General features: G+C 69.5%; 18 protein-coding genes and 2 pseudogenes. 14 read left to right on the top strand and 6 right to left on the bottom strand.

Annotated features, from left to right (window positions below; genetic code table 11):
* Positions 1–141 precede the first annotated feature (141 nt).
* Positions 142–1,455, top strand: a complete 1,314-nt coding sequence (locus tag OG858_RS40870; protein WP_319065642.1) for an RICIN domain-containing protein — start codon at positions 142–144, stop codon at positions 1,453–1,455.
* Between the two features lie 575 nt (positions 1,456–2,030).
* On the opposite strand, the gene folD is transcribed toward OG858_RS40870, so the two are convergent.
* The 5 genes from folD to OG858_RS40845 all read right to left on the bottom strand — a co-directional run bounded on the left by folD (position 2,031) and on the right by OG858_RS40845 (position 8,567).
* Complete coding sequence (gene folD, locus OG858_RS40865; RefSeq protein ID WP_086753910.1) at positions 2,031–2,963, bottom strand: bifunctional methylenetetrahydrofolate dehydrogenase/methenyltetrahydrofolate cyclohydrolase FolD; 933 nt, start codon at positions 2,961–2,963, stop codon at positions 2,031–2,033.
* 21 nt (positions 2,964–2,984) lie between these two features.
* Positions 2,985–3,929: a formyltetrahydrofolate deformylase gene (gene purU, locus OG858_RS40860; RefSeq protein WP_319065643.1), complete on the bottom strand. Its 945-nt coding sequence runs from the start codon at positions 3,927–3,929 to the stop codon at positions 2,985–2,987.
* Positions 3,930–3,991: 62 nt separating this feature from the next.
* Positions 3,992–4,855: a methylenetetrahydrofolate reductase gene (locus OG858_RS40855; RefSeq protein ID WP_319065644.1), complete on the bottom strand. Its 864-nt coding sequence runs from the start codon at positions 4,853–4,855 to the stop codon at positions 3,992–3,994.
* A gap of 40 nt (positions 4,856–4,895) precedes the next feature.
* Positions 4,896–6,272: an aminomethyltransferase family protein gene (locus OG858_RS40850; protein ID WP_086748001.1), complete on the bottom strand. Its 1,377-nt coding sequence runs from the start codon at positions 6,270–6,272 to the stop codon at positions 4,896–4,898.
* Positions 6,273–7,682: 1,410 nt separating this feature from the next.
* A complete protein-coding gene (locus OG858_RS40845; RefSeq protein WP_319272683.1) occupies positions 7,683–8,567 on the bottom strand; it encodes a LysR family transcriptional regulator in 885 nt (294 codons plus the stop codon).
* 416 nt (positions 8,568–8,983) lie between these two features.
* Here OG858_RS40845 and OG858_RS40840 point away from each other — a divergent pair, with 416 nt between their 5' ends.
* The 4 genes and pseudogenes from OG858_RS40840 to OG858_RS40825 all read left to right on the top strand — a co-directional run.
* Positions 8,984–10,042: a fumarylacetoacetate hydrolase family protein gene (locus tag OG858_RS40840; protein ID WP_086748702.1), complete on the top strand. Its 1,059-nt coding sequence runs from the start codon at positions 8,984–8,986 to the stop codon at positions 10,040–10,042.
* Positions 10,043–10,243: 201 nt separating this feature from the next.
* Positions 10,244–10,555: pseudogene (locus tag OG858_RS40835) on the top strand (amidohydrolase family protein); the annotation flags it as partial.
* A 139-nt stretch (positions 10,556–10,694) separates the two neighbouring features.
* Positions 10,695–11,681 (top strand): cyclase family protein, encoded by a 987-nt coding sequence (locus OG858_RS40830; RefSeq protein ID WP_086748700.1) that lies wholly within the window; start codon positions 10,695–10,697, stop codon positions 11,679–11,681.
* Positions 11,682–11,885: 204 nt separating this feature from the next.
* Positions 11,886–12,268, top strand: a pseudogene (locus OG858_RS40825) (fumarylacetoacetate hydrolase family protein); the annotation flags it as partial.
* Positions 12,269–12,485: 217 nt separating this feature from the next.
* Here the strand turns inward: OG858_RS40825 and OG858_RS40820 are convergent.
* A complete protein-coding gene (locus tag OG858_RS40820) occupies positions 12,486–13,613 on the bottom strand; it encodes an FAD-dependent monooxygenase (RefSeq protein ID WP_179201007.1) in 1,128 nt (375 codons plus the stop codon).
* Between the two features lie 487 nt (positions 13,614–14,100).
* On the opposite strand from OG858_RS40820, the gene OG858_RS40815 reads away from it, so the two are divergent.
* From OG858_RS40815 to OG858_RS40775, 9 genes are all read left to right on the top strand, one after another.
* The gene (locus OG858_RS40815; RefSeq protein WP_319065647.1) at positions 14,101–14,985 is read left to right on the top strand and encodes a DODA-type extradiol aromatic ring-opening family dioxygenase; all 885 of its coding nucleotides are present in this window, start codon (positions 14,101–14,103) and stop codon (positions 14,983–14,985) included.
* On the top strand, positions 14,982–15,269 hold the full coding sequence (locus OG858_RS40810) for a hypothetical protein (RefSeq protein ID WP_086748697.1): 288 nt from the start codon (positions 14,982–14,984) through the stop codon (positions 15,267–15,269). The genes OG858_RS40815 and OG858_RS40810 overlap by 4 nt, the downstream gene beginning before the upstream one ends.
* A 161-nt stretch (positions 15,270–15,430) precedes the next feature.
* Positions 15,431–16,792, top strand: coding sequence for a glycine cleavage T C-terminal barrel domain-containing protein (locus OG858_RS40805; RefSeq protein WP_086748696.1), 1,362 nt, complete (start codon positions 15,431–15,433; stop codon positions 16,790–16,792).
* A gap of 92 nt (positions 16,793–16,884) precedes the next feature.
* Complete coding sequence (locus OG858_RS40800; protein WP_086748704.1) at positions 16,885–17,910, top strand: alcohol dehydrogenase catalytic domain-containing protein; 1,026 nt, start codon at positions 16,885–16,887, stop codon at positions 17,908–17,910.
* A gap of 663 nt (positions 17,911–18,573) precedes the next feature.
* Positions 18,574–19,146 carry a TetR/AcrR family transcriptional regulator gene (locus OG858_RS40795; protein WP_327747910.1) on the top strand — a complete coding sequence of 191 codons (573 nt, stop codon included), beginning with the start codon at positions 18,574–18,576 and terminating at the stop codon, positions 19,144–19,146.
* A gap of 254 nt (positions 19,147–19,400) precedes the next feature.
* Positions 19,401–20,558: a pyridoxal phosphate-dependent aminotransferase gene (locus tag OG858_RS40790; RefSeq protein WP_330346577.1), complete on the top strand. Its 1,158-nt coding sequence runs from the start codon at positions 19,401–19,403 to the stop codon at positions 20,556–20,558.
* Between the two features lie 509 nt (positions 20,559–21,067).
* Entirely contained in the window at positions 21,068–22,342 is a 1,275-nt protein-coding gene (locus OG858_RS40785; protein WP_086748693.1) for an ABC transporter substrate-binding protein, read from the top strand.
* Between the two features lie 209 nt (positions 22,343–22,551).
* The gene (locus tag OG858_RS40780) at positions 22,552–23,502 is read left to right on the top strand and encodes a carbohydrate ABC transporter permease (RefSeq protein ID WP_086748692.1); all 951 of its coding nucleotides are present in this window, start codon (positions 22,552–22,554) and stop codon (positions 23,500–23,502) included.
* Positions 23,499–24,392: a carbohydrate ABC transporter permease gene (locus OG858_RS40775; RefSeq protein ID WP_086748691.1), complete on the top strand. Its 894-nt coding sequence runs from the start codon at positions 23,499–23,501 to the stop codon at positions 24,390–24,392. Before OG858_RS40780 ends, OG858_RS40775 begins: the two co-directional genes overlap by 4 nt.
* The last annotated feature ends 82 nt before the right edge of the window (positions 24,393–24,474 follow it).

Here is a 24,474-nt window from a genome sequence, read left to right as displayed (position 1 = left end):
CATCGACGTCGTACCGCCTGGACCACGACGGCACCGGCGACTTCATCCCTGCCTCCGGTGCGCCCGGCCGACCAAACGCCGCTCCTGCCGCCCAGCCGAACACCGAACCCTCCCACCCATCCCCGTACCCAAGGAGTCACCATGACCCTGCGACGACGGACCTTCCTCAGCATGAGCGCGGCCGGAGCGGCGGGCGTGGGCCTGTCCCTGCTCGGCGCAGGACAGGCACCGGCCGCCGCCGGGCCTCTGGACACCGCGCCGACCACGCCGTTCGCGGTCGGCGTGCGCCGGTACAACTGGACCCGCGGCAGCCGCCCGTGCACCACCTACGTCTACTACCCGGCCACCGGCACCGCCGGCGGCAGCCCGGTGACGGACGCCCCGGTCGCAAGCGGGGTCTTCCCCGTCTACAACATGACCCACGGCTACGGAAGCAGCCCGCAGAACTCCCTGTTCATCATCCGTGCCCTGGCCTCGGCGGGCTTCGTCGTCCCCGCCCCGCACTTCAACCACAACTTCACCGACGTCAACAACGGCAACACCTCCAAGGACGTCTCGCAGATCCTCACCAACACCCTCGCGCTCAACGCGAGCGGACCGCTGGCCGGGCACATCAACACCGGCATCGGCGTCGGCGTCTCGGGCCATTCCCTGGGCGGCATGGTCACCCACGGGCTGCTGACCTCCTGGCCCGACAGCCGGATCATCTCCGCCAACCCCCAGTCCTGCGTGGACATGGGCAACCCGTCCAGCTCGGTCTCGGCCAAGGTCCTGTTCGTCCACGGCGACCGGGACTCGACCACGCAGTACTCCTCGGCCCGGCAGGCGTACTCGGAGATCACCTGGCCCAAGGCGTTCCTCACCTTCGTCGGCGGCAGCCACACCAGCTTCTGGAGCGACCAGCGCTTCCCGAGGACCGTCGTCGACTGGGCCCGCTGGACCATGTATGGCGACACCGCCGCACGGGACCGCCTCCCGGCCGACGCGTCCGGGTCCAACACCAGGTGGGAAGCGCAGCTCGGCAACTCCCCCGGCGGCCCCGGCCTCTACACCCTGCTGGCCCAGCACAGCGGCAGGGCCACCGAGATCAACGGGGCCTCCACCGCCGCCGGGGCACCACTCGTCCAGCGGACCACCAGCGGTCGCCCCAACCAGCAATTCGAGTTCGTCGACGCCGGCGACGGCCACGTTCGCGTCAAGGCACTGCACAGTGGCCTGTTCCTCCAGCCCACGGGCACCGCGACCGGCGCGGACATCGTCCAGCAGGCCGACACCGGCGCCACCAGCCAGCAGTGGCGCGTGGTCGATCACGGTGGCGGTGTGATCAGCCTCGTCAACCGGGAGTCCGGCCTGGCGATGGATGTCTGGCAGTACTCGACCGCCGACGGCGCCCGCATCGCCCAGTACACCTACAGCGGCAACCCCAACCAGCGCTTCACCCGCCGCCGCGTCTGACCGGAACGTGTCGGGGCACCGCTCGGGCAACAGGGCGGGCGGTGCCCCGACATGGCGCCGATGGTCTTCGCGACTTGGCCAACCGGCCCTGGCCAAACGGCCCTGGCCATGCCCACGAACGTGCCAACGCCTGATCAGGCGAACAGCGAGTCCGAGGAAGGCCTCGTGGATGTCGTCGCGTCGCTCCCATCGGATTCGGATCGGGACCCGAGGTCCATGTCGACCCGCGGCTGGGCCGAAGAGGCGAGGACCGGGCCGTCAGGCATCGGGTGTCGGGGCGCCGTCGCCTCACCCAGGGTGACGGCCGTGCCTTCGGCGAGCACCCGTACGTCCCAGGGGCGGAGTTCCAACTCGTCCCCAGCCGCGTGCCCCGCCCAGAGCCGGCTACGCCCCTCGGTACTGCGGGCAACCGCGCGAGGGCCCGCTCCCGAGGTGACCGGCGTCGACCTGGCGCCTGGTGGCGGCGGCCACCGGCCGAAGTACCGGTGATCGTACGCGGCGAGAACGGTGGCACCGTCGGCGGTGCCCCCACGGCCCGTCTCGTGGCCGGGGCCGTCCTGTCGCGCCATCTCTCGTCACGGCGTCGTGCCGGCGCCGTCGCCGAGGACGACCGCTCGCCGGCCGCGGAGAGAGCCGGCCCCAGGAGGGCCACACCGATCCGCCTGCTGTGCTCGCGCGGCGATGAGTGTGTTGGCCAGGAGCATGGCGATGGTCATCGGGCCCACGCCACCGGGGACGGGGGTGACGAAGGCCGCGGTGCCGACGACGGCGTCGGTGTCCACGTCCCCGCGCAGACCCGCCGGGGAGCGGTGGATGCCGACGTCGATCACGGTGGCACCGGGCTTGACCGCGTCGATGCCGATGAGACCCGGAATCCCGGCCGCCACGACCAGGACGTCGGCGCGGCGGCACACACCGGCCAGGTCGCGGGTGCGGGAGTGGCAGATCGTGACGGTCGCGTTCCTCTCCAGCAGCAGTTGGCCCATCGGCTTCCCGACCAAGGTGCTGCGGCCGACGACGACGGCTTCGGCACCCTCCAGAGGAATCCTGTGGGCGTCGAGCAGGGCCATCACCCCCGAGGGAGTGCAGGGTCGCAGGCCGGGGCTGCCTTGGGCGAGCAGTCCGGCGTTCACCGAGGTCAGGCCGTCGACGTCCTTGTGCGCCGGGATGCGCGCGAGCAGGGCGGCGGCGTCCAGGTGGGCCGGTGTCGGCAACTGCAGGAGGATCCCGGAGACCGCCGGGTCGGCCGCCAGTTCGTCGATGAGCGCGGCAGCGTCATCCTGGGTCGTCTCGGCTGGAAGATGGCGGTGCAGGTCGGTCATGCCGGCCGCGGTGCAGGCGCGGCGCTTGTTCCGGACGTACACCCCGCTCGCCGGGTCGTCGCCTATGAGGACGGTGGCCAGGCCGGGTGCGTTCCCCCCGGCGTCCATGAGTGCGGCGACGCCGGAGGCGACGTCGGAACGAACCTGCCGGGCGACGGTGGTGCCGTCGATGAGCTGCGCGGTCACGGTAGTCCCTTGGAAGACGGTTCAGAAGACGATGGTGGAGTTGCCGTGGACGGCGAGCCGGTCCTCCAGGTGCGCGCGCACGGCGCGCGAGAGAACGGCGCGCTCGACGTCGGCGCCGAGGCGTACGAGGTCGGCGGTGGTGTGCCGGTGGTCGACCCGGACGACGTCCTGGTCGATGATCGGGCCCTCGTCCAGATCGGCGGTGACGTAGTGGGCGGTCGCACCGACCAGCTTCACGCCGCGGTCCTTGGCCTTCTGGTACGGGCCGGCCCCGATGAAGGCGGGCAGGAAGCTGTGGTGGATGTTGATCAGCGGACAGCCGACCGCTTCGAGGAAGGAGGGCGTGATGATCTGCATGTACCGCGCCAGCACGACGAGGTCGACGTTGCCGCGCAGCAGGTCGAGGATGCGGCTCTCGGCTTCGGCGCGGTTGTCCCGCGAGGCGGGGACATGGATGTAAGGCACCCCGAAGGGCCGGACCTCGTCGGCGAGGTCGGGGTGGTTGGACACGACCATGACCACATTCATGTCCAGTTGGCCGCGACGGTGACGCCAGAGCAGGTCGAGCACGCAGTGGTCGGTCTTGGACACCATGATGGCCACCCGTTTGGGCCGGGCGGCCTCGGTGAGGCGGTGAGTCATGCCCCAGCGCTGAGCGACGCCGGTTTCGAACGCACGGTCCAATTCGTCCCGGGCCGCGGACAGGCCGGGGAGGTGGAACCCGGTGCGCTGGAAAAAGGTGCCGTCGACCGCGGTCGTCGAGAACTGGTCCAGGCTTGTGATGTTCGCGCCGGCCTCGGCGAGGAACGTGCTCACCGCCGAGACCACGCCCGGCCGGTCGGGGCACTGGATCAGCAGACGCCCGTGGTCGGCTCGGTCGTCGGGGATCCCGCCCTCACGCGAAGTGCTCCCCGTGGACGTGGTGGGCGCGGACGCGGTTCGTTCGGACGTGGTGGCTGCGGACATGGCGACTCCGGTGGGATGGGCGGGGTGGGTACGCGCCGGCACGGTGCTGCGCGTGGCGCCGGTCATGTCAGGTTCGACAGAAGGCGCCGGCGCCACGCCTCGGTCGGCGCGAGATCGTTGAAGGTGAAGACGTGGAACCCGGCGACGGTGTCGTCGGCCTCCCCGAGATGGGGCGCGAGCCCCGCGAGCAAGGCGTCCGGCCGGTAGCCGCCGGGGAGGAAGAAGCGCCGGAGCAGGGTCTGCTGCTTCTTCAGGAACTTCGCCGACTCCCCGAGGCCAAGTCCGCCTGCGACGCGCAACAGCTTCTGCCGGTGGACGGCACCGGGGAGGCCGACGTGGACCGGCAGGTCGATGCCGTGGGCGCGAACCCGGAGGATCCACGCCAGGATGGCTCGGGGATCGAAGACGATCTGTGTCGTGATGTGCGTGGCCAACGGCGCCTTGTCCGCCAGCGCCTGCATCAGCACCTGCTCCGAGACGTCCGGATGGCCCTCGGGATGACCGCCGATCCCGATGTCGGTGAAGCCGTGGTCCAGCTCGTGCACCGCCCGGAGCAGTGCCAGAGCGTCGGGGAACGCCGTCGTCGCGGCGGTACGGTCGCCTCCGACCACGAACACGCCGGTGATACCGGCGTCGCGGCACCTGCCGACGAGCCCGGCCAAGTGCTGGTGGTCCCTCACTTGCCGGGCGGACAGGTGCGGTGACACGGCATAACCGTGGCCCGCGAGCGCGACGGCCAGGTCGATGGTCGCGTCCTGCCCCTTGGCCGGTGAGGCGGTCACGGTGAGCGGGACGTCGGTCGGGACATGGTCGCGGACCGCCTGCTCGGTCCTGGCGAACGGGATGACCTCGTAGCCGAGACCCCTCACGGCCCGGACGAGGTCAGCGCGCACGATCACGTCGTGCTGGGAGGGGAGTCGGTTCACGGTCGGCCTCTCGGATGGGTGGGTCGAGTGGTCCGGCACGTCAGTGCTGAGCCGGCGGCCGGGTCCGTACCGTGGCCCGGATGGTGGTCTGTATGTGGTGGGGTTCGCCGAGCGGCCGGCCGGTTCCGCCGTCGGGCTCGCCCCACAGGACCTCGACGCGGTCGCCGTCGGTCAGGGACTCGTCGAGGATGGCGATGGTCACCACGCGCCCGACGTTGACGGTGTAGCCACCCCACGTGGACAGGCCCACGAGGCGATCGCCCTGCATCACGCTGTCCAGGTAGATCGTGGCGGGGTTGAGGTTGGGCAGGCTGAGCAGTTTGGGCCGGGGACCGTCTCCGAAGAAGCCGGCCCGGACCACCTCCATGACGTCGTCGGTGTCCCACTCCAGCCAGCGCTTGAGACGCTTGGGTCCCTGCGCGGCCTGCTCGAGTGCGGTGCGGCCGACGAAGTCGTGGTCGAGCTTGACGATGGAGCCGTAGCCCAGCTCCCAGGGGTAGAAGTAGTAGTCCTGGATGTCGTCCGAGACGTAGCTGCCCTCGATGGTGATCATGCCCTCCATGCCGAAACCGGGCAGGTGCTGCCGGTAGGCGGCCGTCTCCGGGGAGCTGTAGACGGCGGCCGGGACTGCGGGGATCCACCCGGACTCGACCGTCGAGGACAGGTAGGACACGGCCCCGCCCTGGCGCAGGCCGCTCTGCGCGCCGGCGTACAACAGCGTCTCCAGGACGCGGGGGCCGTGCTCCACCGGGCCGAAGAGCTCCAGGCCGGTGTACTCCTCGCCCGGCACGCCCGCCATCGTGTGGTTCAGGGCGCGAACCGGGGTCCCCGCGATCTCGAAGGAGCCCATGCGGAAGAACGGGATGCGGTCGATCGGGCCGCCGACGGCGCGTTCCAGGATCTCCTGGGTGCGAGGGCCGTTGAGCTGGTACCGGTAGTGCTGTCGACGGCCCAGCGGGTTGTGGACCGACGCCGGGTCCACGCTGAACTCGACGTCGTAGTCGCCCTGTTGAGCTTGGAACTGCACCCAGTTGGCCGCCTGGGGTACACCGACCAAGCTCAGGTGGTCCTCCTCGAGGCCGAACAGGATGCAGTCGCCGATGTAACGCCCGTCCGGCCCGACGGCGACGAACTGCTTGGCACGGTCACGGCCGAGGGTCGCCGGGCTGTTGACGCCGGTGTCGCTGATCAAGCGCTTCACGTCGGGCCCGGTGACGTGCACCTCGGTCATGTGGTGGGACTGGTCGAACAGGACGCAAGCGTTCTTCCAGGCCCACTGCTCGTTGTGCCAGGTCGTGTACTCCTGGGCGTAGGTGAACGGGTAGTGCGTGGCGGGATTGGTCCGCAGCATCGCCAGCGCGCCTCCGCTGCGGTCGATGCGCTGCTGCAGGGTCTCGAGGTGCGGTTGGTCGGTCATGGGGTGCCTCCTGGGTTGTGGTCGGCGGGGGCGCCGGGTCACTGCTGCGAGATGTCGGGCAGTGCGTCGCGCCGACGCGCGCGGAGAGGGCACCGCCGGGGCCTCACATGCTCGGGGCGAGCACGATGACGGGTCGCCGGCCGCCGAGGTCCTCGTTCACGCGGCGGTTGCGCCGGCGGGCCGGGCCGGTGAAGGAGCTGTCGACGAGGTCGCCGGCAGAGAGGAGACGGCCGCCTTGGTGGGCGCCGTTTCCCGGCCGGGGATCCTCGTCGAGGACGAGGTCCCGGGCCGCAGCCGCACCCGCTCGCGGGAGTGGGGGATCAGCCGGGGGACGTCGAGGACCGCGTCGGCTGCGGCCGCTCCTGCATCACCTGTCCGATGACCTGCAGGACGATGCGTACGGCGTCGCGGTCGGTGAAGGGCGCCGGCACGACGAACGGTCCGAACGGCTCACGGCGGGCAAGCGCTCCACGCGTCGGTCCATCGCCGGACGGAGCGGCGAACAGCGACGTGAGCGCTGTTCCCGGCGACGAGGCCGGGAGGCGGCTTCATCCCCATCGACGGCATCAGCGACCTGTTCCGCACCCCCGGGGTACTGTGCCGGTCCCGTGGCGTCGACCTGCACGGCCACGACTTCCTCGGCCGATACGCCTCTCTCACTCATGCGGCTGACGGCGGTCCGCGGCGGCGGCTCGCCGGGGTGGTTCCGCATCCCGTGCCCGGCGGAGGCGGCCGTCGGGGCGGCCCGGACGGTGTCGGCGTCGTAGCTGTCGCCCCCGGTCCGGTGCAGGCCCCCTCCGGGGGCGGGCTGAAGGTCGCCGGGCGGTCCAGGTCCCAGCGGCCGCCCCGGCGGGCCGGCTGCGCGGCGAAAAGCGGCTGCGCGGTCGTTGTGCTCGGCTTGCGTCAGCGGCGGCCTGCGCGGAAGGCACAGGGGTCCCATCGGATACCACCATCGTCGTCGTCTCCTGGGGCGGCTGCCGTCCGACTCTCGGCCGGGCGACAGGGGGTGGAGTGCGTCTGCGACGAGGAGCCGGGCTTTCGGTGCCTGCTCGTCCCGCCGACATCGTCGATAGTGACAACAGCCGCACCGATGCGGAATGGTCGAACTGGTATGCCACCAATCCACGGCACGGATGGCGGGCCACCGACGTCCTCCTGCTGGGTCGTCGACCGGACCCCCGGCCGCCGGGCCGGGTCCACGCCTCGGTCCACGTGCACCGTGAGGCGGTGACGAGGTGCGTGGAGGTGAGAGCCCCTGCGCCACGGCGCTGGTGCGCCGCGAGGAGCGGTGGACGGCGACGCGCGGCGTTCCCCGACTGGCCGCACACCAACAATCACCACCGCGGAAACTCCGCGCTTGAAAGGTCGGCCACCCGCCAGCCGCGTCCCCGACCTCACAGGGCAATACAGCTAGGCGACGCGTTCCGCCGCACGCCCCAGCGCGTCACGGAACCATCGGTGGCCGGGATCGTCGCTCACGGTCGGGTGCCATCGCAGCGACAGGTTGAGCGGCCCGATGTCCACCGGGCTGGGCACGATCCGCACGGGCGCCACGGGTGCCAGGCGTCGCGCGAGTCTCTCCTGGAGGAAGGCGACACGGTTGCTGCCGGCGAGCAGGAACGGGACCGAGAGGAAGCTGTCGGTCACCACCTCCACGTGCGGCTCCATGCCGTTCGACCGCAAGTGGCGCAGCGCCGGGAAGCTGGCCGGATCGGAGTGGGTGAACTGGCTCACCCACGGCAGGACGGCAAGTTCGGCGAGGGTCGGCTCGCTGCCGATCGCCGTGTTGCTGTCGGCCACGACGCACACCCAGCGGTCGCGCAGCAGGAGCCGACCGGGATAGCCCTGCACCAGCTCATGCGGCAGGACCACCCCGTCGGTGTGCCGGATCAGGGCGTCGGCGTCGAGGTGGGAGCTGGTGGTGAGGGGGCGAAGGACGAGTCCGGCCCCGGGGGCCTCCTCGGCGAGAATCCGGTTGAGTTCCTCGAACAGGATGGCGACGGTGTAGTCGGAGAGCGCGAGGGAGAACTGCCGGTTGGTCGTCGCGGGGTCGAAGTCGTCGCCGAACACGCGCTCCAGCGCCTCGGTGGCCGACTCGATCCGTGACAGCAGGCCGGCGGCCAGCGGCGTGAGCTCGTAGTCCCGGCCCACCCGGATCAGCAGCTGGTCGCCGAACCGGCGACGAAGGCGGGCCAGCACCGCGCTGGTGGCGGGCTGGCTCAGGCCGACGGACTCGCCGGCCCGGGTGACGTTGCGCTCGACCAGCAGGGCACGCAGGACGGGCAGGGTCGCCACGTCCTGGTTGCGCAGTATCCGGGCTGACGGCTCTGAGGTGCGGCCACCTGCCGGTGGGCTTGGAGTCGAGTTGTACGTCACCGCGGTGTCCTCCCCCGGCTTCTGTTCCAGGCGCGGTCCGGCGATCCCACCAGCACAGCGGTGCGGCTCGGCAACCTTCGCCGAACGACCCGCACCGGCCGGTCGATGCCTGAGCATCCGTTCCGTCGATGGGTCGCATACAAGGCTGAGCATATCCCAGGCCTCGTGGCCCGGGTCACAATCAGATCATCCTCCCGCCGGCCCGTCGTCCGGGCTCCTCGTCGTCCGCCGGAACGGTCGGCCAGGCCCAGGGCGAAAGGTGATCCATGACTTTCCGCCGTCCAGGTGTCGTGCCTCCCGCACGACCCAGTGTCACCGAAACGGAAACGTGACCCATGAATGAGACCACCCCTGTCACGCGCGCTCCGGAACATCCGATCGACCCGGCGACCGGGCTGCGCGCGGGAACCTTCGCGCTCGGTACCTTCGCCGGCGAGACACGTGCCTTCCCGGCCCTCGTGACCGCCGACGGCCTGGTCACCGACCTGTCCGACCGGTTCCACGATCTGCACGAGGTCTTCGCCGACTGGACCAGGAATTTCCAGTTCCTCGAGGAGGTCTGGACCGACTCCTCCCGACCGACCCGGCCCTTGGCGGAGCTGCGTTCGCTGCCGCCGCTCAGCCATCCCAACCTGCTGGGCGCCGGCGCCAACTACAAGACGCATTCGGCGCAGATGCTGACGAAGAACGCCTTCAACCAGCACAACCGTCGGCCGGGCGAGACCGACGAGGAGTTCTTCCAGCGCAATCTCGCGTTCATGGAGCGCCGGTCGCGAGAGGGGATTCCCTTCGCCTGGGTCGGGATGCACTCCTCGCTCGTGGGGGCGACCGACGACGTCGTGCTGCCGGCCCTGGGCGACGAGCCCGACTGGGAGCTCGAACTCGGGGTCGTCGTCGGCGGCTCCGGTCGGTTCCTCACCCCGGACGAGGCGACAGCGCTGATCGCCGGCTACACGATCGTCAACGACCTCGGCACGGTCGACCAGTTCCGCCGCACCGACATCCCGTGGGGCTTCGACTGGATGGGCAAGCACCAGCCGACGTTCAAGCCGGCGGGGCCGTTCGTCGTGCCCGCACAGTTCTTCACTCTCGACGACACCATCCGGACCACACTGAAGGTCAACGGCCAGGTCATGCAGGACTGGCCGACCGGCGACATGATCTTCGACCCGGCGCAGTTCGTGGCGTACGCCTCCGAGCACGTCCGGCTGACCCCCGGGGACATCGTCTTCATGGGCTCTCCGCCCGGGAACGGCAAGCACCACGGTCGCTTCCTGCACGACGGCGACGTCATCGACAGTGAGATCACCTACCTCGGACGGCAGCGCAACCGCTGCGTCGCCGAGGACTTGCAGGGCCGCAAGCCCCACTTCGGCCGTTTCCCGACCGACTGAGTACGGCCGGCCGACCGAGTACGACCGGCGGGAGACCGACGCGGCCACCCTCGGCCGGGCGTCCCTGGCGGTGAACCTGAAGCAGATGGCCGAGCCCGGGCCCAAGCTGGTCGACCTCGACCTGCGGCTGGCCGCGATGGACGCCGCGCGCGTGCAGGTGCAGGTGCAGGTGCAGGCGGTCAGCGCAGTACCGCTGCCGCGTGCGTGGGCCGACCGGAAGCGGCCACCCGCATCGTCGCGGTGGGCAACGAGGGCGTCGCCGCGTGGTGCGCGAAGGAACCGGCTCGGCTGCTTCCGATCGGAGCCGTGACGCTGCGGTACTCCGACCTGGCCGTCGGCCAGCGGGTGACAGCGGTCCGCGATCTCGGTACGCGGGAAGTACAGATCACGACCTCCGCCGGCCCGGGCCGGGAACTCGACGACCCGTCGCCGGCCGACTTCTGGGCCGCCGCCGAGGAACTGGGCACGGCCGTGTTCATCCACCCCTGGGCTGCACCCTCGGCGAGCGGCTGAACGCCTACTCCCGACGCCATCCCGCGGTGGCAACGCCGCCCGCCTCCTCGGTCCGATCCCGCGGTGGGAACCGCACCCATGACGAAGTCCCGATGATTTTGCCGCCGATCCCTGATCGGAACTCCACGGAGGAAGACCTGTGACCACGTTCGACCGCTCCGATCCCGAAGGGGCCATCGCCGCCGCGGCCGCGCGCGTCTCCAACTGGGGCCGCTGGGGCGCCGATGACGTCCTCGGCACGCTGAACTTCCTCGACGAGGCCAAACGGGCACAGGGAGCGGGGCTGGCCCGCCGCGGCGTGAGCTTCTCGCTGGCCCAGCGCTTCGACGCGGAAGGTCCGCAGAAGGGGTGGCGGCGGCGCACCAACCCGGTGCACACCATGCTCTCTTCCGGCCTGGACGCCGAGTTCGGCCCGGCCGAGTTCCCGCACGGGCTCGGCGGCGCGGACGACGTGGTGTTCATGCCGCTGCAGGCCTCCACCCAGTGGGACGGCCTCGGCCACATCTTCGACCACGGCACGGCCTACAACGGACGCCGCGCCTCACAGGTGGTGACCGGCGAGGGAGACAGGCTCACCGGCATCGAGACCGTGGCCGACAGGATCGCCGGCCGGGGCGTGCTGCTCGACGTCGGCAGGACGATCGGAGCCGAGGGCGAACTGCCGGACGGCTTCGCCATCACCGCCGAACACCTCGATGCGACCATCGCCGCGCAAGGTGAGACCGCCCGGGTCGGGCGCGGCGACCTGCTGCTGGTGCGCACCGGCCAGCTCACCCGGGCCCGGCGCGGCATCGCCGCGGGCGACGGCTGGGGCGATTACGCGGGCGGTCCCGCCCCCGGTCTGTCGTTCGCCACGGCCGACTGGCTGCACTCCTCCGAGATCGCCGGGATCGCCACCGACACCTGGGGCTTCGAGGTGCGCCCGAACGAGTTCGATGTCGCCTTCCAGCCGCTGCATCAGGTCGCCATCCCGCACATCGGCCTGTTCATCGGGGAGCTGTGGGACCTCGACACCCTGGCCGTCGACTGCGCCGCCGACGGCGTCTACGAGTTCCTTCTCGTGGCCGCCCCCCTGCCCGTGACCGGCGCCGTCGGCGCACCGGTCAACCCCCTCGCCGTCAAATGACGGGCAAGGAGCCCATCGTGCCCGTGGTGCACGACGTCATCGTCGACCGACGTCCGTCGAACACGCTCGCTCCGCCGCCCCTCCACCTCGCCGGTCCGGGTCGATGAAAGTTCACGACCTGGGAGTCCCAGGGCAGGACGTCTTCGGGTGTCCCCTCCGAGGTAGGGCTGCACGCCCTCCCGGGGGAAGGGCAGTCTCGACCTCGTACGGGGGATGGTACGGAGCATGACCGACGGCGGAGTGATGCCGGAGTGGCACGAGGCACCCACCTTCTGCTTCGCCAACCCCTACGCGCTCGTCGGCGCCCGTGACGACGTCGCCGTCCCGCCCGGCTCGGAGTTGCTCGACTTCGCGCTCGAGGTCGCCGCAGTCGTCGGCAGGCGCGGCGGGTCGCCGATTCCGGAGCAGGCCCGTGATGCCGTCTTCGGCTGCACGGTGCTCAACGACTGGTCCGCGCGCGACCTGCAGCGCCGGGAGCTGAGGGTCGGCCTGGGCCCGGCCGAGGGCAGGACTTCGCCGGCACCCCGGGCCCATGGCTGGTCACCGCCGACGAACTGGAGCCGTACCGGGACGACGAGGGCTTCCTGACCGGATCGTCCCCGGCCTCCGGCTCGTGAGCGGGCGGTGACGTGAGCGTGGTGCTTCGACGGGGGTCGAAGTCCGGTGAGCGCGCAGGCGCGCCTCGATGAGCGCACCGGACCGGGCGCCGTCCGTCAGGGGCGACGCCCGGTCCGGCGGTCGTGCGTCGCCATGCTCGCCGGCCCGCGTGGGCCTGCGGTCCGCACGCGCCTGGGCACGGGGCGCTCAGTAGGGGCTGGACAGAGCCTCCATCGCCCGCCCCCGCACCTTGTTCTGGGCGGCGATCGGCTCGCCCCGCTGCTGCATGCGGTCCAGTTCGACGCTGGTCTGCACGACCAGACGAGCCCGCTCGAAGCGCCGTGTCATGAAGCGCTTGAACACGTCCTGGTGCGGGCCTCCGGCCGCGCACTCCTGACCGAGGACCACTCCGTCCTCGATCGCCATGCCCCCGCCCGCGCCGAGGTGGGCAGTGGTGGCGTGCGCGGCGTCGCCGATCAGCAGGACCCGGCCCCGGGACCAGGGCTCGGACACGAGCAGCCAGTCGTAGTCGTTGACGATGATCCTCGTGTCGTCCGTGAGCCGCTCCTCCAGCGCGCGCATCAGCGGCGCGGTGAACGAGCGGAGGTTCTCCCGGACGATCTGCCTGGCCTGTGCCGCATCGATCCGCGGGCGCTCCGGGAATTCGCGGCCGGTCGCGAGGTAGAGGCCGCCGTCCCGCTGCCGCCGGGTCACGCAGAGGTGCTCCGACTCGTAGTGCCCGATCGGGCCGACGTCCGGCACCCCGTCGGCGACCCATCGGAACATCGTGAGGCCGGAGTAGGCCGGGGTCACCTGGTCCCCCAGAATGAGCGAACGCGTCGTCGACCGGATGCCGTCCGCGCCGATGACCAGGTCGTACGCCCGCTCCGACCCGTCGGTGAGGGTGGCGGTGACGGAGTCCTCCGTCTGCCGCAGCCCGGCGAGACCCACACCGTTGCGCACGCTCGCGCCGGCCCCCTCCGCGGCTCGCCTGAGGATGTTCGCCAGGGCCGGCCGGTAGATGAGGATGCCGTGCGGCAGAGCGGACGTCGGTGCGGGAGGCATGGGCGGCGTGGACACCGGTTTCCCCGCCGCGTCGAAGTAGGCGAAGATGTCCTGCGGGGACACCGCCAGCCCCTCGTCCAGGCACTGATCCAGGACTCCGATCTCGGCGAGACCGTCGACGGCCCGGTTGAGCAGTGAGATGGCGGCCCCGGCCGGACCGTCCGCCAGGTCGACGACGTCGCAGGAGATTCCGGTACGGGACAGGGCCGTCGCGGCGGTCAGGCCGGCGATGCCCCCGCCGACGATGAGCGCGTTCTGGATGCTGGACAAGGCAGGACTCCCGGGTGCGTCAGGGCAGGTTGAGGAGATCGGTGCAGGGCGATGAGAGACGTCCGGGCCGAATGCCAACGAGCGTCGGTGAGCACCGGGAAGCCCGGCGGCTCCGCTGTGGAAACCCCGAACTCCCGTGGTGCAGAACCATCTTGTGGGTAGCCCGAGCCGCGTCCAATACCCGGTTTCATATCGCAGGCATGGACCAGTTGAATACCCGAGCGCACGCCGTGTCTGCGCTTCGGGACGGCTCGCACCGCGGGGCGGAATACAAGGATCTGGCGCCCCCTCCCATGCTGGTGGCACTGCTCCGGGGAACGGAACGCCACACGACGAACGTCGTCGGACCATTCGCTCCGTGGATAGTGCGCATACAGGTTCCGCTATTCCACAACGACCTCGCACCGCTCACGCTGTTACCACCGAATGTGGAGATCCCCTCTGTAGGGCCGGTCTGCCTGGAGGGTTCCATGGTGAAAGGTGATCGATGGCCAGCGTCGTCCAAGTGCTGTGCACTCCCCACGACCCGCTGCTCCCCGGCGTTGCCGCCGGCGGGTCGGCGGCTCCCGAGCCGCTGCAGCGATCAGTGGCCCATTTCGCGGAACTGCGCGCGCGGCTCGCCGCAGCGCGGCCCGACGTGCTGGTGGTGGTCTCCGGGGACCACTTCAACCAGTGGTTCTACGACAACATGCCGACCTTCCTTATCGGCAAGGCGGTCCGGGCGCGTGGCCCGTTCCCGCACGAGCAGGAGCTGTTCGGTATCGGCCCCTACGACACCGCCCTGGAAGGGGACATCGCGCGGCACCTGCTGCGCGGCGGCCTCCAGCGCGGGATCGACTTCTCCTACAGCGATGACTTCCTGCTCGACCACGGGTTCACCGTCCCGTTGAGCTTCCTCAGGCCCGAGCAGGACCTACCGGTCGTTCCGATCTTCACCAACGTGATGGCTCCCCCGGTGGCCACCGGACGTCGCTTCTACGACCTCGGCGCCGCCATCGTCGAGATGGTGGAGGCGCACCCGGCCGACCTGCGGGTGGCGATCATCGCCAGCGGCCACCTGTCCAACGCGATCGGGAACCCGGCCATGGCACGGTTCCAGACCGAGCCGGAGACGGCGTGGGACAAGCGGGTATGGGCGCAGATCACCGCCGGTGACACGGCGTCGCTGATCAAGGAGACCACCTACGAGTCGCTCGCGGCGATCGGCAGCGGCACCCCGGGATTCCTCGACTTCCTCTTCGCACTCGGCGCTGTGGGGGGAGCCACCCCGGACTACGCCGAGAAGGTCGCCTGCACCTTCGCCCCGCCGACCGGTTTCCTGGCCTGGGGTGACCATGGGTCCGTCCCCGTATCGGAGGTGGTGGCCCCATGAGCCGGTACGCCACCAACCGGGTGCTGTGGGAGGTCGCCGCCGACGGCGACCTGGCGAAGCAGCTCAAGGGAGCCCCGGAGGCCGTCCTCGCCGGCCGCGACCTGACCGATCAGGAGCGGGAGGCGCTGGCCAGGACCGACCTCCGCGAGTTGTTCCAGCTCGGTGTCCACCCCTTCCTGCTCTACAACTTCGCCCTCCGGCTGAACGGCGGCTTCTCCATGGAATGGATGGCGTTCTACCTGGAGCAGCTGAAGGGTCTGGAAGTCGGCGACGTGACGACGTGACCGCGTGACCAGGGCGGCGTATGTTCGTCGCCTGCCGAATCAGCGGCCCAGACCACCCCGTCCATTTGTCTCGTGCGTATGCGGCTCGGCGAAATGACGGCTTCCCGGCGAAACACCTCCGGGTCAGAGATGCCGCACCACCATCACCGCGGAGGAATTCCATGGAGCATCTGACCGATCGGCAGCGCGCCCGCTACCAGGCTTTGCTGGAACTGGCCGACCGCCCCTTCGACGTGGAGCGGCCGGCGGTGTTCAGCCCGGCGGCCGCCGCGCAGGACGAGGCGAACGTCAAGGGTCTGCTCTTCCGGTGGACGCCCGTTTTCATCCCCTACGAGTACACCAACTGGGGCGAGGAGAGCCTGGCCCATGTGCGGTCGTGCTATATCGGCGACTGGTCGGCCATCGGCAAGCTCCGCGTCCGCGGGAGCGAGGCCCTGACCGCGCTCACCCGCATCGGCATGAACAACCTGTCACGCTTCGAGCCCGGCCAGATCAAGCATCACGTCCAGCTCGACGAACGCGGCCACATCGCCTCCGAGGGCCTGCTGTACCGGGTGGCCGAGGAGGAGTTCGTCTACAGCGGCGGCGGCGTCGACTGGACCGCCTGGCAGATCGACCAGGGCGGCTGGGACGCCAAGAGCGAGGTGATCAGCCCTGAGCTGTTCATCTTCGAGATCCAGGGTCCGACGTCGCTGTTCGCACTCGAAGCCGCGACCGGCGAGAGCCTGCGGGACATCGGCTTCAACCGGAGCCGCATGACCAGTATCAGCGGTATCCCCGTGCGGATTCTGCGCTCGGGGATCTCCGGAGAGCTGGGGTACGAACTGCACGGGTCCGCCGACGACGCCAACGCGATCTGGACGGCGGTCGTCGAGGCCGGGACCGAGCACGGCATCCGCCAACTGGGGATGCGCTCCCAACTCGTGGCCCACATCGAGGCGGGCATCGCGACCGTCGGCATCGACTACCTGCCTTCGTCGATCATCACGCCGGGGGCACCCAAGCTCTTTCCCCGCGGGATGCCGGACGGCAGTTTCGTCCCGACCGACGTGACGGAGTACTTCCGCCGTCCCGGTGAGCTCGGCTGGGGCCGTCGCGGAGCTCTCACCTCCCACGACTTCATCGGACGCGACGCGCTGGCCGCGGAGGCGGCCGAAGGCGGTCCGGCGCGCCACCTGGCAGGCCTGCACTGGAACAACGAGGACGTGATCGCCCTGTTCGCCTCCCAGTTCGGCGACGGCCCGTTGCCCGATCCCATGGAGATGCCGCGCAAGATCGGCGCCAGCCTCGACCAGGTGCTGGTCGACGGACACCCGGTAGGCGTCTCGACCTCCCGCACGTACAGCACGCACCTGCGCCGCACCATCTCCCTCTGCGTCATCGATCGCGACCTGGCGGCACCGGGCACCGAGGTGACGGTGCTGTGGGGGAACCCCGGCACCGCCCAGCGCGAACTCCGCGCCACCGTCACCTCCCTGCCCATGAAGGAGGACCGCCGTCGCACCGACGTCGGCACGCTGTGACCCTGTCGTGACGCGCGGGTACCTCCTGCGCCGTCGGTGGTCGCCGACATCCGCGCCCTCCCTTCCTCCGTCGCACAAGAAAGGTGAACTTCGTGAAGGCAGCCGTGATACCCGAGGTCAACGGCAGGTGGGAACTGCGCGAGGTGCCTACTCCACAGCCGGGGCCCGGCGAGGTGCTGATGCGGGTGCGCGCCTCCGGCGTATGCGTCAACGACGTCCTGGCCACCACCGGGGCGATCCGGTTCCCCTCGGTCGACCCGGCGATCACCGGACACGAGCCGGCGGGCGAGGTCGTCGCGGTCGGGCCGGGGGTCACCACGCGCCGCGTCGGTGACCGGGTGGGAACCCACTGGGTACGGGCCGCCTGCGGACGGTGCGACTACTGCCGTGCGGGTCTGCCGGTGACCGGGCAGGCCGCCTTCGCGTGCGCGGCACCCACCACGACCGGTTTCAGCGTGCAGGGCGGACATGCCGAGTACATGGTCGTGGGCGCCGACGAGACCGTACTCCTGCCCGACGGGCTCCCCTTCGAGTTGGCCGCGCCCATGCTGTGCGCGGGCTACACGGGCTGGTCCGCCCTGCGCGCCGGGGATCCTCAGCCGCACGAGCGGGTCGCCGTGCTAGGCATCGGCGCGGTGGGCCATCTGGCGGTGCAGTTCGCGCACGCCTGCGGCCTCGAGACGATCGCGATGACAAGCTCGGCGGACAAACACGACGTGGTACGGCGGCTGGGCGCGGACGAGGTCGTGGCGAACGGCGCCGAATTGCGCGCAGCGGGTGGCGCCGACGTCATCTTGGCGACCGGCAAGTCGTATCCGGCCGCGGCGGAGGCGCTGACGGGCCTGCGGCCCGGCGGGCGACTGGTCCTGTCGGGCATCGACCCCACCGCCCCCTTCACCGTCCCGCCCGCCGGCCGGGGCCTTCCGTTCATCGGCACGCGAATGCAGGTGATCGGTTCCACCCACAACGGGCCGCAGTACCTCCGGGAGGCCCTCGACCTCGCCGCCGCGGGAAAGGTCACCCCCATGGTCGAGACGTTCCCGAAGGAGGAGGTGGCCACGGTGGTCGACAAGGTCGCCGAGGGCGCCGTCCGCTTCCGCGCGGTGGTCACCTACTAGGAGGTCGTCCGGACGGCGACCTCGCCGCCTCGCCATGCTGGAACAGAAGCCACGTTGGCACATTGAGTCAGGGCGAGGTTCTGCTCTGTGCTCGACCCGTGACACAGCAGGCGAAGACAGGAACAGCGGGGCCCGCGGCTCTCGGGGGCCCTACGCGAAGACCGCGGAGCTGCGACAGAAGATCCTCGACCTGCGTGGAGGCATTCGTGCGCCCTGACCGGATCTTCACCGAGTTGCGCGGTCGCGGACGCCTGAAGGTCGACACCAGGCCGAAGGTCCTCGCGAACGTGCCGCACCGGGCCCCTGCAACCCGCACCAGCAGTACTCGCCGCAGGCCGGGGCGTCGAGTACGGGCCCCAGCCCTGACGACGTGCCGTTCCACACCAGGGGTGACAGCTCCCGCTTCAACCGGGTCGAGGTGACGATCGTCCCGCGTTGAGATCCGCTCGCCCAGCCCTCCGGGTCAGAGGCCCCGGGGGGCACCGGGGAATATCAGCAGTGCCATTCATGCACCTCCCGGCACCGGGCGAGGCCCCGCCGCTTGAGCGACTCGGACGGACGTCACTATCGTCTTGCCCAGAGGTGAGACACCTCTCTGCGATGAGGCATCCCGGGAGGCTCCCCCTGACGGTCAAGAATGAGGAACAGGGTGCTGGGCGCGGCATGCGCCGCGACGCGGTCCGCAACCGGCGCAAGCTCCTGGAGGCCGTGGGAGAAGCGCTCAGGACCGAGCCCTCCGCGATGACCATGGCGGTCATCGCGGAGCGGGCCAACCTGTCGCTGGCCACGGCCTACCGGTACTTCCCGTCGATCGAGGAGCTCCTCAAGGCCTATCTGCTCGGCGTGATCGTCCAGCTGCGCAACTACAGCCACGACTGCCCCAAGACCGGCCCGGCCCTGTTCGAGGACGTGGTGCGGGAATGGTCTCGTCTGGTCCGCAGCTACGGCCCCGCCATGGTCCAGATCCGATCGCGCACGGGGTTCCTCACCCGCCTGCGCGACAACGACGAGGTGATCACCCCGGTCCGGGACGCCTGGGAGCGCCCCATTCGCAGTGTGATGCGGCACCTGGACGTGCCGGACGATCATTTTGATCACGCGTTGTTCCTGTACAACGCCATGTTCGATCCGCGCGAGATCCTGGACCTGATCGGCACCGGGCTCCCGGAGGAAGAAGCGATCCGCCGTTTGACTGCGGCCTACTACGGGGCTCTCCAGGGCTGGGCCGGCGCCTGAGGCGCACGATCGGCAGCCGGTGAGGGGCGGCTCCCCGCGGGGGCCGTAGCTCACACCGGGAACCAACCACCCACGGCGTCTGCGGTGGGCTTCAGGCATGCCCACCGGACCACGGCGCGCCCACCGCGCACCCGCTCGGGCATGTGCAACCACCTGCCTCCGGCCGATACAGCCGCGTCCCCATCCTTGAAGCGCTCACCACAATGTGAGAACGTTCTCTCACTTTATATCCATCGTGATCCCCTGGAGATCGGATGAGCGCCTCCCCCTCCCGACCGGCCAGTTCCCTCCCGGAACGCATCAGAGCAGCGTCGAGGCGGCCCAAAACACTGGGCGGTGCGGTGCCGGGCGCCGTCTCTCTGGCCATGGGTGAACCAGACAGCGATACGCCGCAGCCAGTGGTGGAGGCTGCCGTCCGGGCGCTGCGCGCCGGTCGCACTCGTTACTCGCAGATCACAGGGTCGCCGGATCTCCGGCAGGAGATCGCCTCCCACCTGGCGCGCTTCCGGGGCCTCGGGGTCGACCCGGCGAATGTCGTCGTCACGCACGGAGGCAGCGCCGGCCTCGCAGCCACCGTCCTCGCTCTGCTGAACCCGGGCGATCGAGTACTGCTCCCCGAACCGACCTACTCCCTGTACGCGGACCATGCGGCCATGGCAGGAGCCAAGGTCGAGTGGATCTCCACTCGACCTGACGGCTCGATCGACCTGCACAGACTCGCGGCGGCCGCACCGGGAGCCCGCATGCTCATCGTGTGCAATCCCGTGAACCCCACCGGAATGGTGTTCTCCGAGGCCGATATCGAAGGAGTCGGCGCCATTCTCCGCGATCACCCCGACCTCTACCTCCTGTCGGACGAGGCATACAGCGACATCGTCTTCGATGAGATCGCGTTCACCTCGGCATCTGAACTGATCTCCGTGCGGGACCGGGTGGTGATCTCCGGCACGTTCTCCAAGTCGTATTCGATGACCGGCTGGCGCATCGGTTTCATCTGCGCCGCCGCCACTGTCGCCGAAAAGATCAACCTCGTTCACCGGACGATCAACGGGCCCCTGAACACCTTCGTCCAGGACGCAGCCGTCGAGGCGCTACGTATTCCCGACAAGGATCTGCACGTACTCTCGGCGCGCTTCCAGCGCCGCCGAGATCTGGTCATGCAGCACCTGGACGGTCTCGATGCGGTGAGCGTCGTCCGGCCTCTCGGAGCGTTCTACGCATTCCCCCATATCGACAGCACCCTGTCCTCCGTCGAACTCGTGCAACGGCTCGCCGACGGAGGCGTGCTCGTACGCGCCGGGTCCGAATTCGGCCCGTCGGGCGAGGGACACGTACGCCTGTCCTTCGCCACGGACGAGGCTGCACTCGAAGAGGGTCTGCGCCGCTTTACGCACGTCATCAACGCGCTTTAGCACTGCCCCTCGATTTCGATCACATATCGGCTCGGCCGACAGCACGCATACACACAGACCCCGGAGATCTCGAGTGCGTCACAGAGGTCCCGAAGTCAGTGCTGCCCAGCAACCCTTTCAGCGAAGAGCCAAGCCCTTTACCAAAAGTCGACGAGAAGCGTTGACAGGCAGCACACCCGGCCCCATAGTCGACGCAACTGAGATTCGCTTCGCACTTCAGAGTGAGCCGCTCGGTTCGAACGCAAGCACTCCGAGCCTCGGACGCTGCTCCGCAGGGCCGGCGCCTCACGTAGGCCAGACGAGCCAACAAGGGCTGGCGCACACCTCAAGTCAAACCCCAATCGCAAGCCGTTCGGCAGTGTTCGTAGGGATGAGTCCCCGATGACGGGAAGCTCTCAACGACTCCGTGCGCGACACGCCGCTCGCAGATCAACCGGCAGGCTCCGCAAGGCGGACGGCCGACGGAAGGAGTTCCCATGGCTTCACGGTGGGTGAAGGGGGCTGGGGTCATGTTGACCGTTGCCTCGCTCGTCACGCTCAGCGCCTGTAGCGGTTCCGGCGACTCGGGCGGTTCGGGTTCCGGCGGCAAGCCGGTGACGGTGGAGTTCTGGGGGGCGGCGGTCGGCCTCGACAAGTCCGTGGCGCTGTGGAACAAGTCCCACCCCGACATCAAGGTCAAGTACAGCCAGATCCCGGCGGGCAGCATCGGCGGCTACGCCAAGATGCAGAACGCGGTGAAGGCCGGCAACGCACCCTGTCTCGGACAGGTGGGCTACGACACCCTGTCGAACTTCATCGCCACCGGCGCGTTGGAGGACATCCACGAGTACGCCGATGCCAGCAAGGACAAGTTCGTGCCGTGGACCTGGCAGATGTCCAGCGTCGGCGACATGGTGTTCGGGGTCCCGGTCGACACCGGGCCCATGGCGATGTACTACCGCACCGACCTGTTCAAGAAGTACAAGATCTCGCCACCGAAGACCTGGGACGATTTCGCCGCGGCCGCGGAGAAGGTGCACAGAGCCAACCCCTCGGCCTACCTGACGACCACGCCGCAGGACGCCTATGACCTGGGGGCGCTGACCTGGCAGGCCGGAGGCAAGTGGTTCGGTACCGCGAACGACCGGTGGCAGGTGACCATCGACAACCCGCAGACGAGCAAGGTCGCGCAGTACTGGCAGGGCCTGCTGGACAAGAAGCTGGTCACCAGTGACCCGATGCTGGACACGGCCTGGTTCAAGAAGGTGCAGGACGGGCAGCTGCTGTCGCTCGTCAGCGCCGTGTGGGCGGCTCCGCTGATCTCCAAGAACCTGCCCGAGCTGTCCGGCAAGTGGGCCGTGGCGCCCATGCCCCAGTGGTCCGCCGGGCAGAAGGCGGCCGGTAACCGCGGAGGCTCGGCGACCGTCGTACTCAAGGGCTGCGAACACCCGAAGGAAGCCACGGAGTTCGCGACCTGGTTGAGCACCGACAGCGACAGCGTCACCAGTCTGATCAAGAACACGGGCATCTACCCGGCCGCTACGAGCGGACAGCAGCTGCCTGCCGTGGACCAGCCGTCGAAGTACTTCGGCGGACAGAACATCTACGACGTGTTCAAGACAGCGGCCGCGAACACGAGCACGGGCTGGGTGTGGGGCCCGACGATGAGCCAGGTTCAGTCCGACATGAAGGACGGGCTCAAGAAGGCCGGAGCCGGGCAGGGCACCATCCCGCAGACCGTGACCTCCGTCCAGGACAGCACCGTCGCGACCATGAAGAGCCAGGGGCTGAGCGTCGGGAAGTGACGCGCACGGAGAACGACGGCGGGCGCCCGGCGGCATTCCTGACCTGCCGGGCGTCGGCGCCGCGGCTTCACGCCCTCGCCCCCGACATGCGGGGGGACCGTCCTCGCCCGTGCCACCACCGCCCCCGCAGGGCGACGACCAGCCCGACCAGCACCAATGACCAGCCGGTCCCCCACTTCACGGGACCACTTCACGAGCAAGGAGCAGGCATGGCGACAAGAACGCCTGGCGACGCTCTCGCCCACCCCATCGCCGGCTCGGCAGCGAAGCTGTCCCCCAGCCGTGGCCAGACTCGTTCCGCGGTGCTCTTCCTGGCACCGTTCGGGCTGTTGTTCACGGCGATGTTGCTGGCACCGATCGGCTACGCGGTGTACCAGAGCTTCTTCAGGACGAACCGCAGCGGCCTCGGACTGGGACCGTCGACGACTGTCTTCGCCGGGTTCGACAACTACGTGACGGCTCTGCACGACAGCCGGTTCATGTCGTCGTTCCTGCGGGTGTTCATGCTCGGCATCGTGCAGGTGCCGGTGATGCTGGGTCTGGCGCTCCTTCTGGCGCTGCTGCTGGACTCGCGTGGCGCCGTGTTCAAGAAGGTCTTCCGGCAGATCTACTTCCTGCCCTACGCGCTGCCGGGCGTGATCGCCGCGATCATGTGGTCGTTCCTGTACGCACCGAGCGTCAGCCCGTTCACCGCTGCCCTGCGGCACGTCGGGCTCGAAGTGAACTTCCTGTCCGACGACCTCGTGCTCGGCTCGATCGGCAACATGATGACGTGGGCCTGGACCGGCTTCAACATGCTGATCATCTACTCGGCCCTGCAGGCGATCCCCGGCGAACTCACCGAAGCCGCTGTGATGGACGGCTGTTCCGGGTGGCGGGTCGCCTGGCACGTGAAGATTCCCGCGGTACGGCCGGCGCTGATCCTCACCACGGTGTTCTCCATCATCGGCACCGCCCAGCTGTTCAACGAGCCCGCGGTGCTGAGTCAGGTCGCCCCGACCGTCTCCCCGACCTACACGCCGATCCTGGCCACACAGCAGTCGGCGGACATCAACAACTACCACTACGCGGCCACCCAGTCGGTCATTCTCGCCCTGCTGACCTTCGTGCTGTCGTTCGGCTTCCTCAAGTTCACCCAGCGGAAGGGCACCTTCGCATGACGACCGTCACTCCCTCAGCAGCACGTGCCGCCGCCGGGCCTCCCGGGCGACCGCGTACGTCATCGCTGACCGGCCGGGTGGGCGTGTTCGCGGTCATGGCGCTCTTCGCCCTGTACACGCTCATCCCGGTCTGGTGGCTGCTGGTCACCGCGACGAAGAACAAGGGCTACCTGTTCACCACGAACGGGCTGTGGTTCTCCCACTTCGACCTGTGGACCAACATCCGTGACGTCTTCCACGAACAGGACGGCATCTTCGCCCGCTGGCTGCTGAACAGCGCCCTCTACAGCATCGGCGGCGCCGCGGTGAGCACGACGCTGTCGGCCATGGCCGGGTACGCGCTGGCCAAGTACGCCTTCCGCGGTCGCGACCTGACCTTCAACGTCATTCTCGGAGCCGTCCTGATCCCGGACGTCATGTTCGCGCTGCCCCTGTACCTGATGTTCAGCCAGGTCCACCTCGTCAACACCTACTGGGCCGTCTTCCTGCCCAGCATCGTCAGCCCGTTCGGGGTCTACCTGTCGCGCATCTACGCCGGAGCGTCGGTACCGGACGAACTGATCGAAGCCGCGCGACTGGACGGTGCCGGCGAGGCCCGGATCTTCTGGCGGGTCGCCATGCCGATCATGTCCCCCGCACTGGTCACCATCTTCCTGTTCCAGTTCGTCAGCATCTGGAACAACTACCTGCTGCCCCTGCTCATGCTCAACAGCGACGAACTTCAGCCGGTCACCGTCGGGCTGGCCAACTGGAGGGAAGGGGTGAACCAAGGCATCCCCTACAACATCACCATCACCGGCGCGTTCCTCTCGGTGATCCCCTTGATCGTCGCGTTTCTCGTCCTGCAGCGGTTCTGGCGCTCCGGACTGGCCGCCGGGAGCGTGAAGTAGGCCTGCCCGCCGGGCATTCCGGCCGGCCACGCGGCTGAGCGGACGTCCCCCGCCGCCTCCCGCCTACGCGCGCGCAACCCGC

This window comes from Streptomyces europaeiscabiei, from assembly GCF_036346855.1.
In the GTDB taxonomy this organism is placed as follows: Bacteria; Actinomycetota; Actinomycetes; order Streptomycetales; family Streptomycetaceae; genus Streptomyces; species Streptomyces europaeiscabiei.
This window is presented reverse-complemented; position numbering and strand designations above follow the sequence as displayed.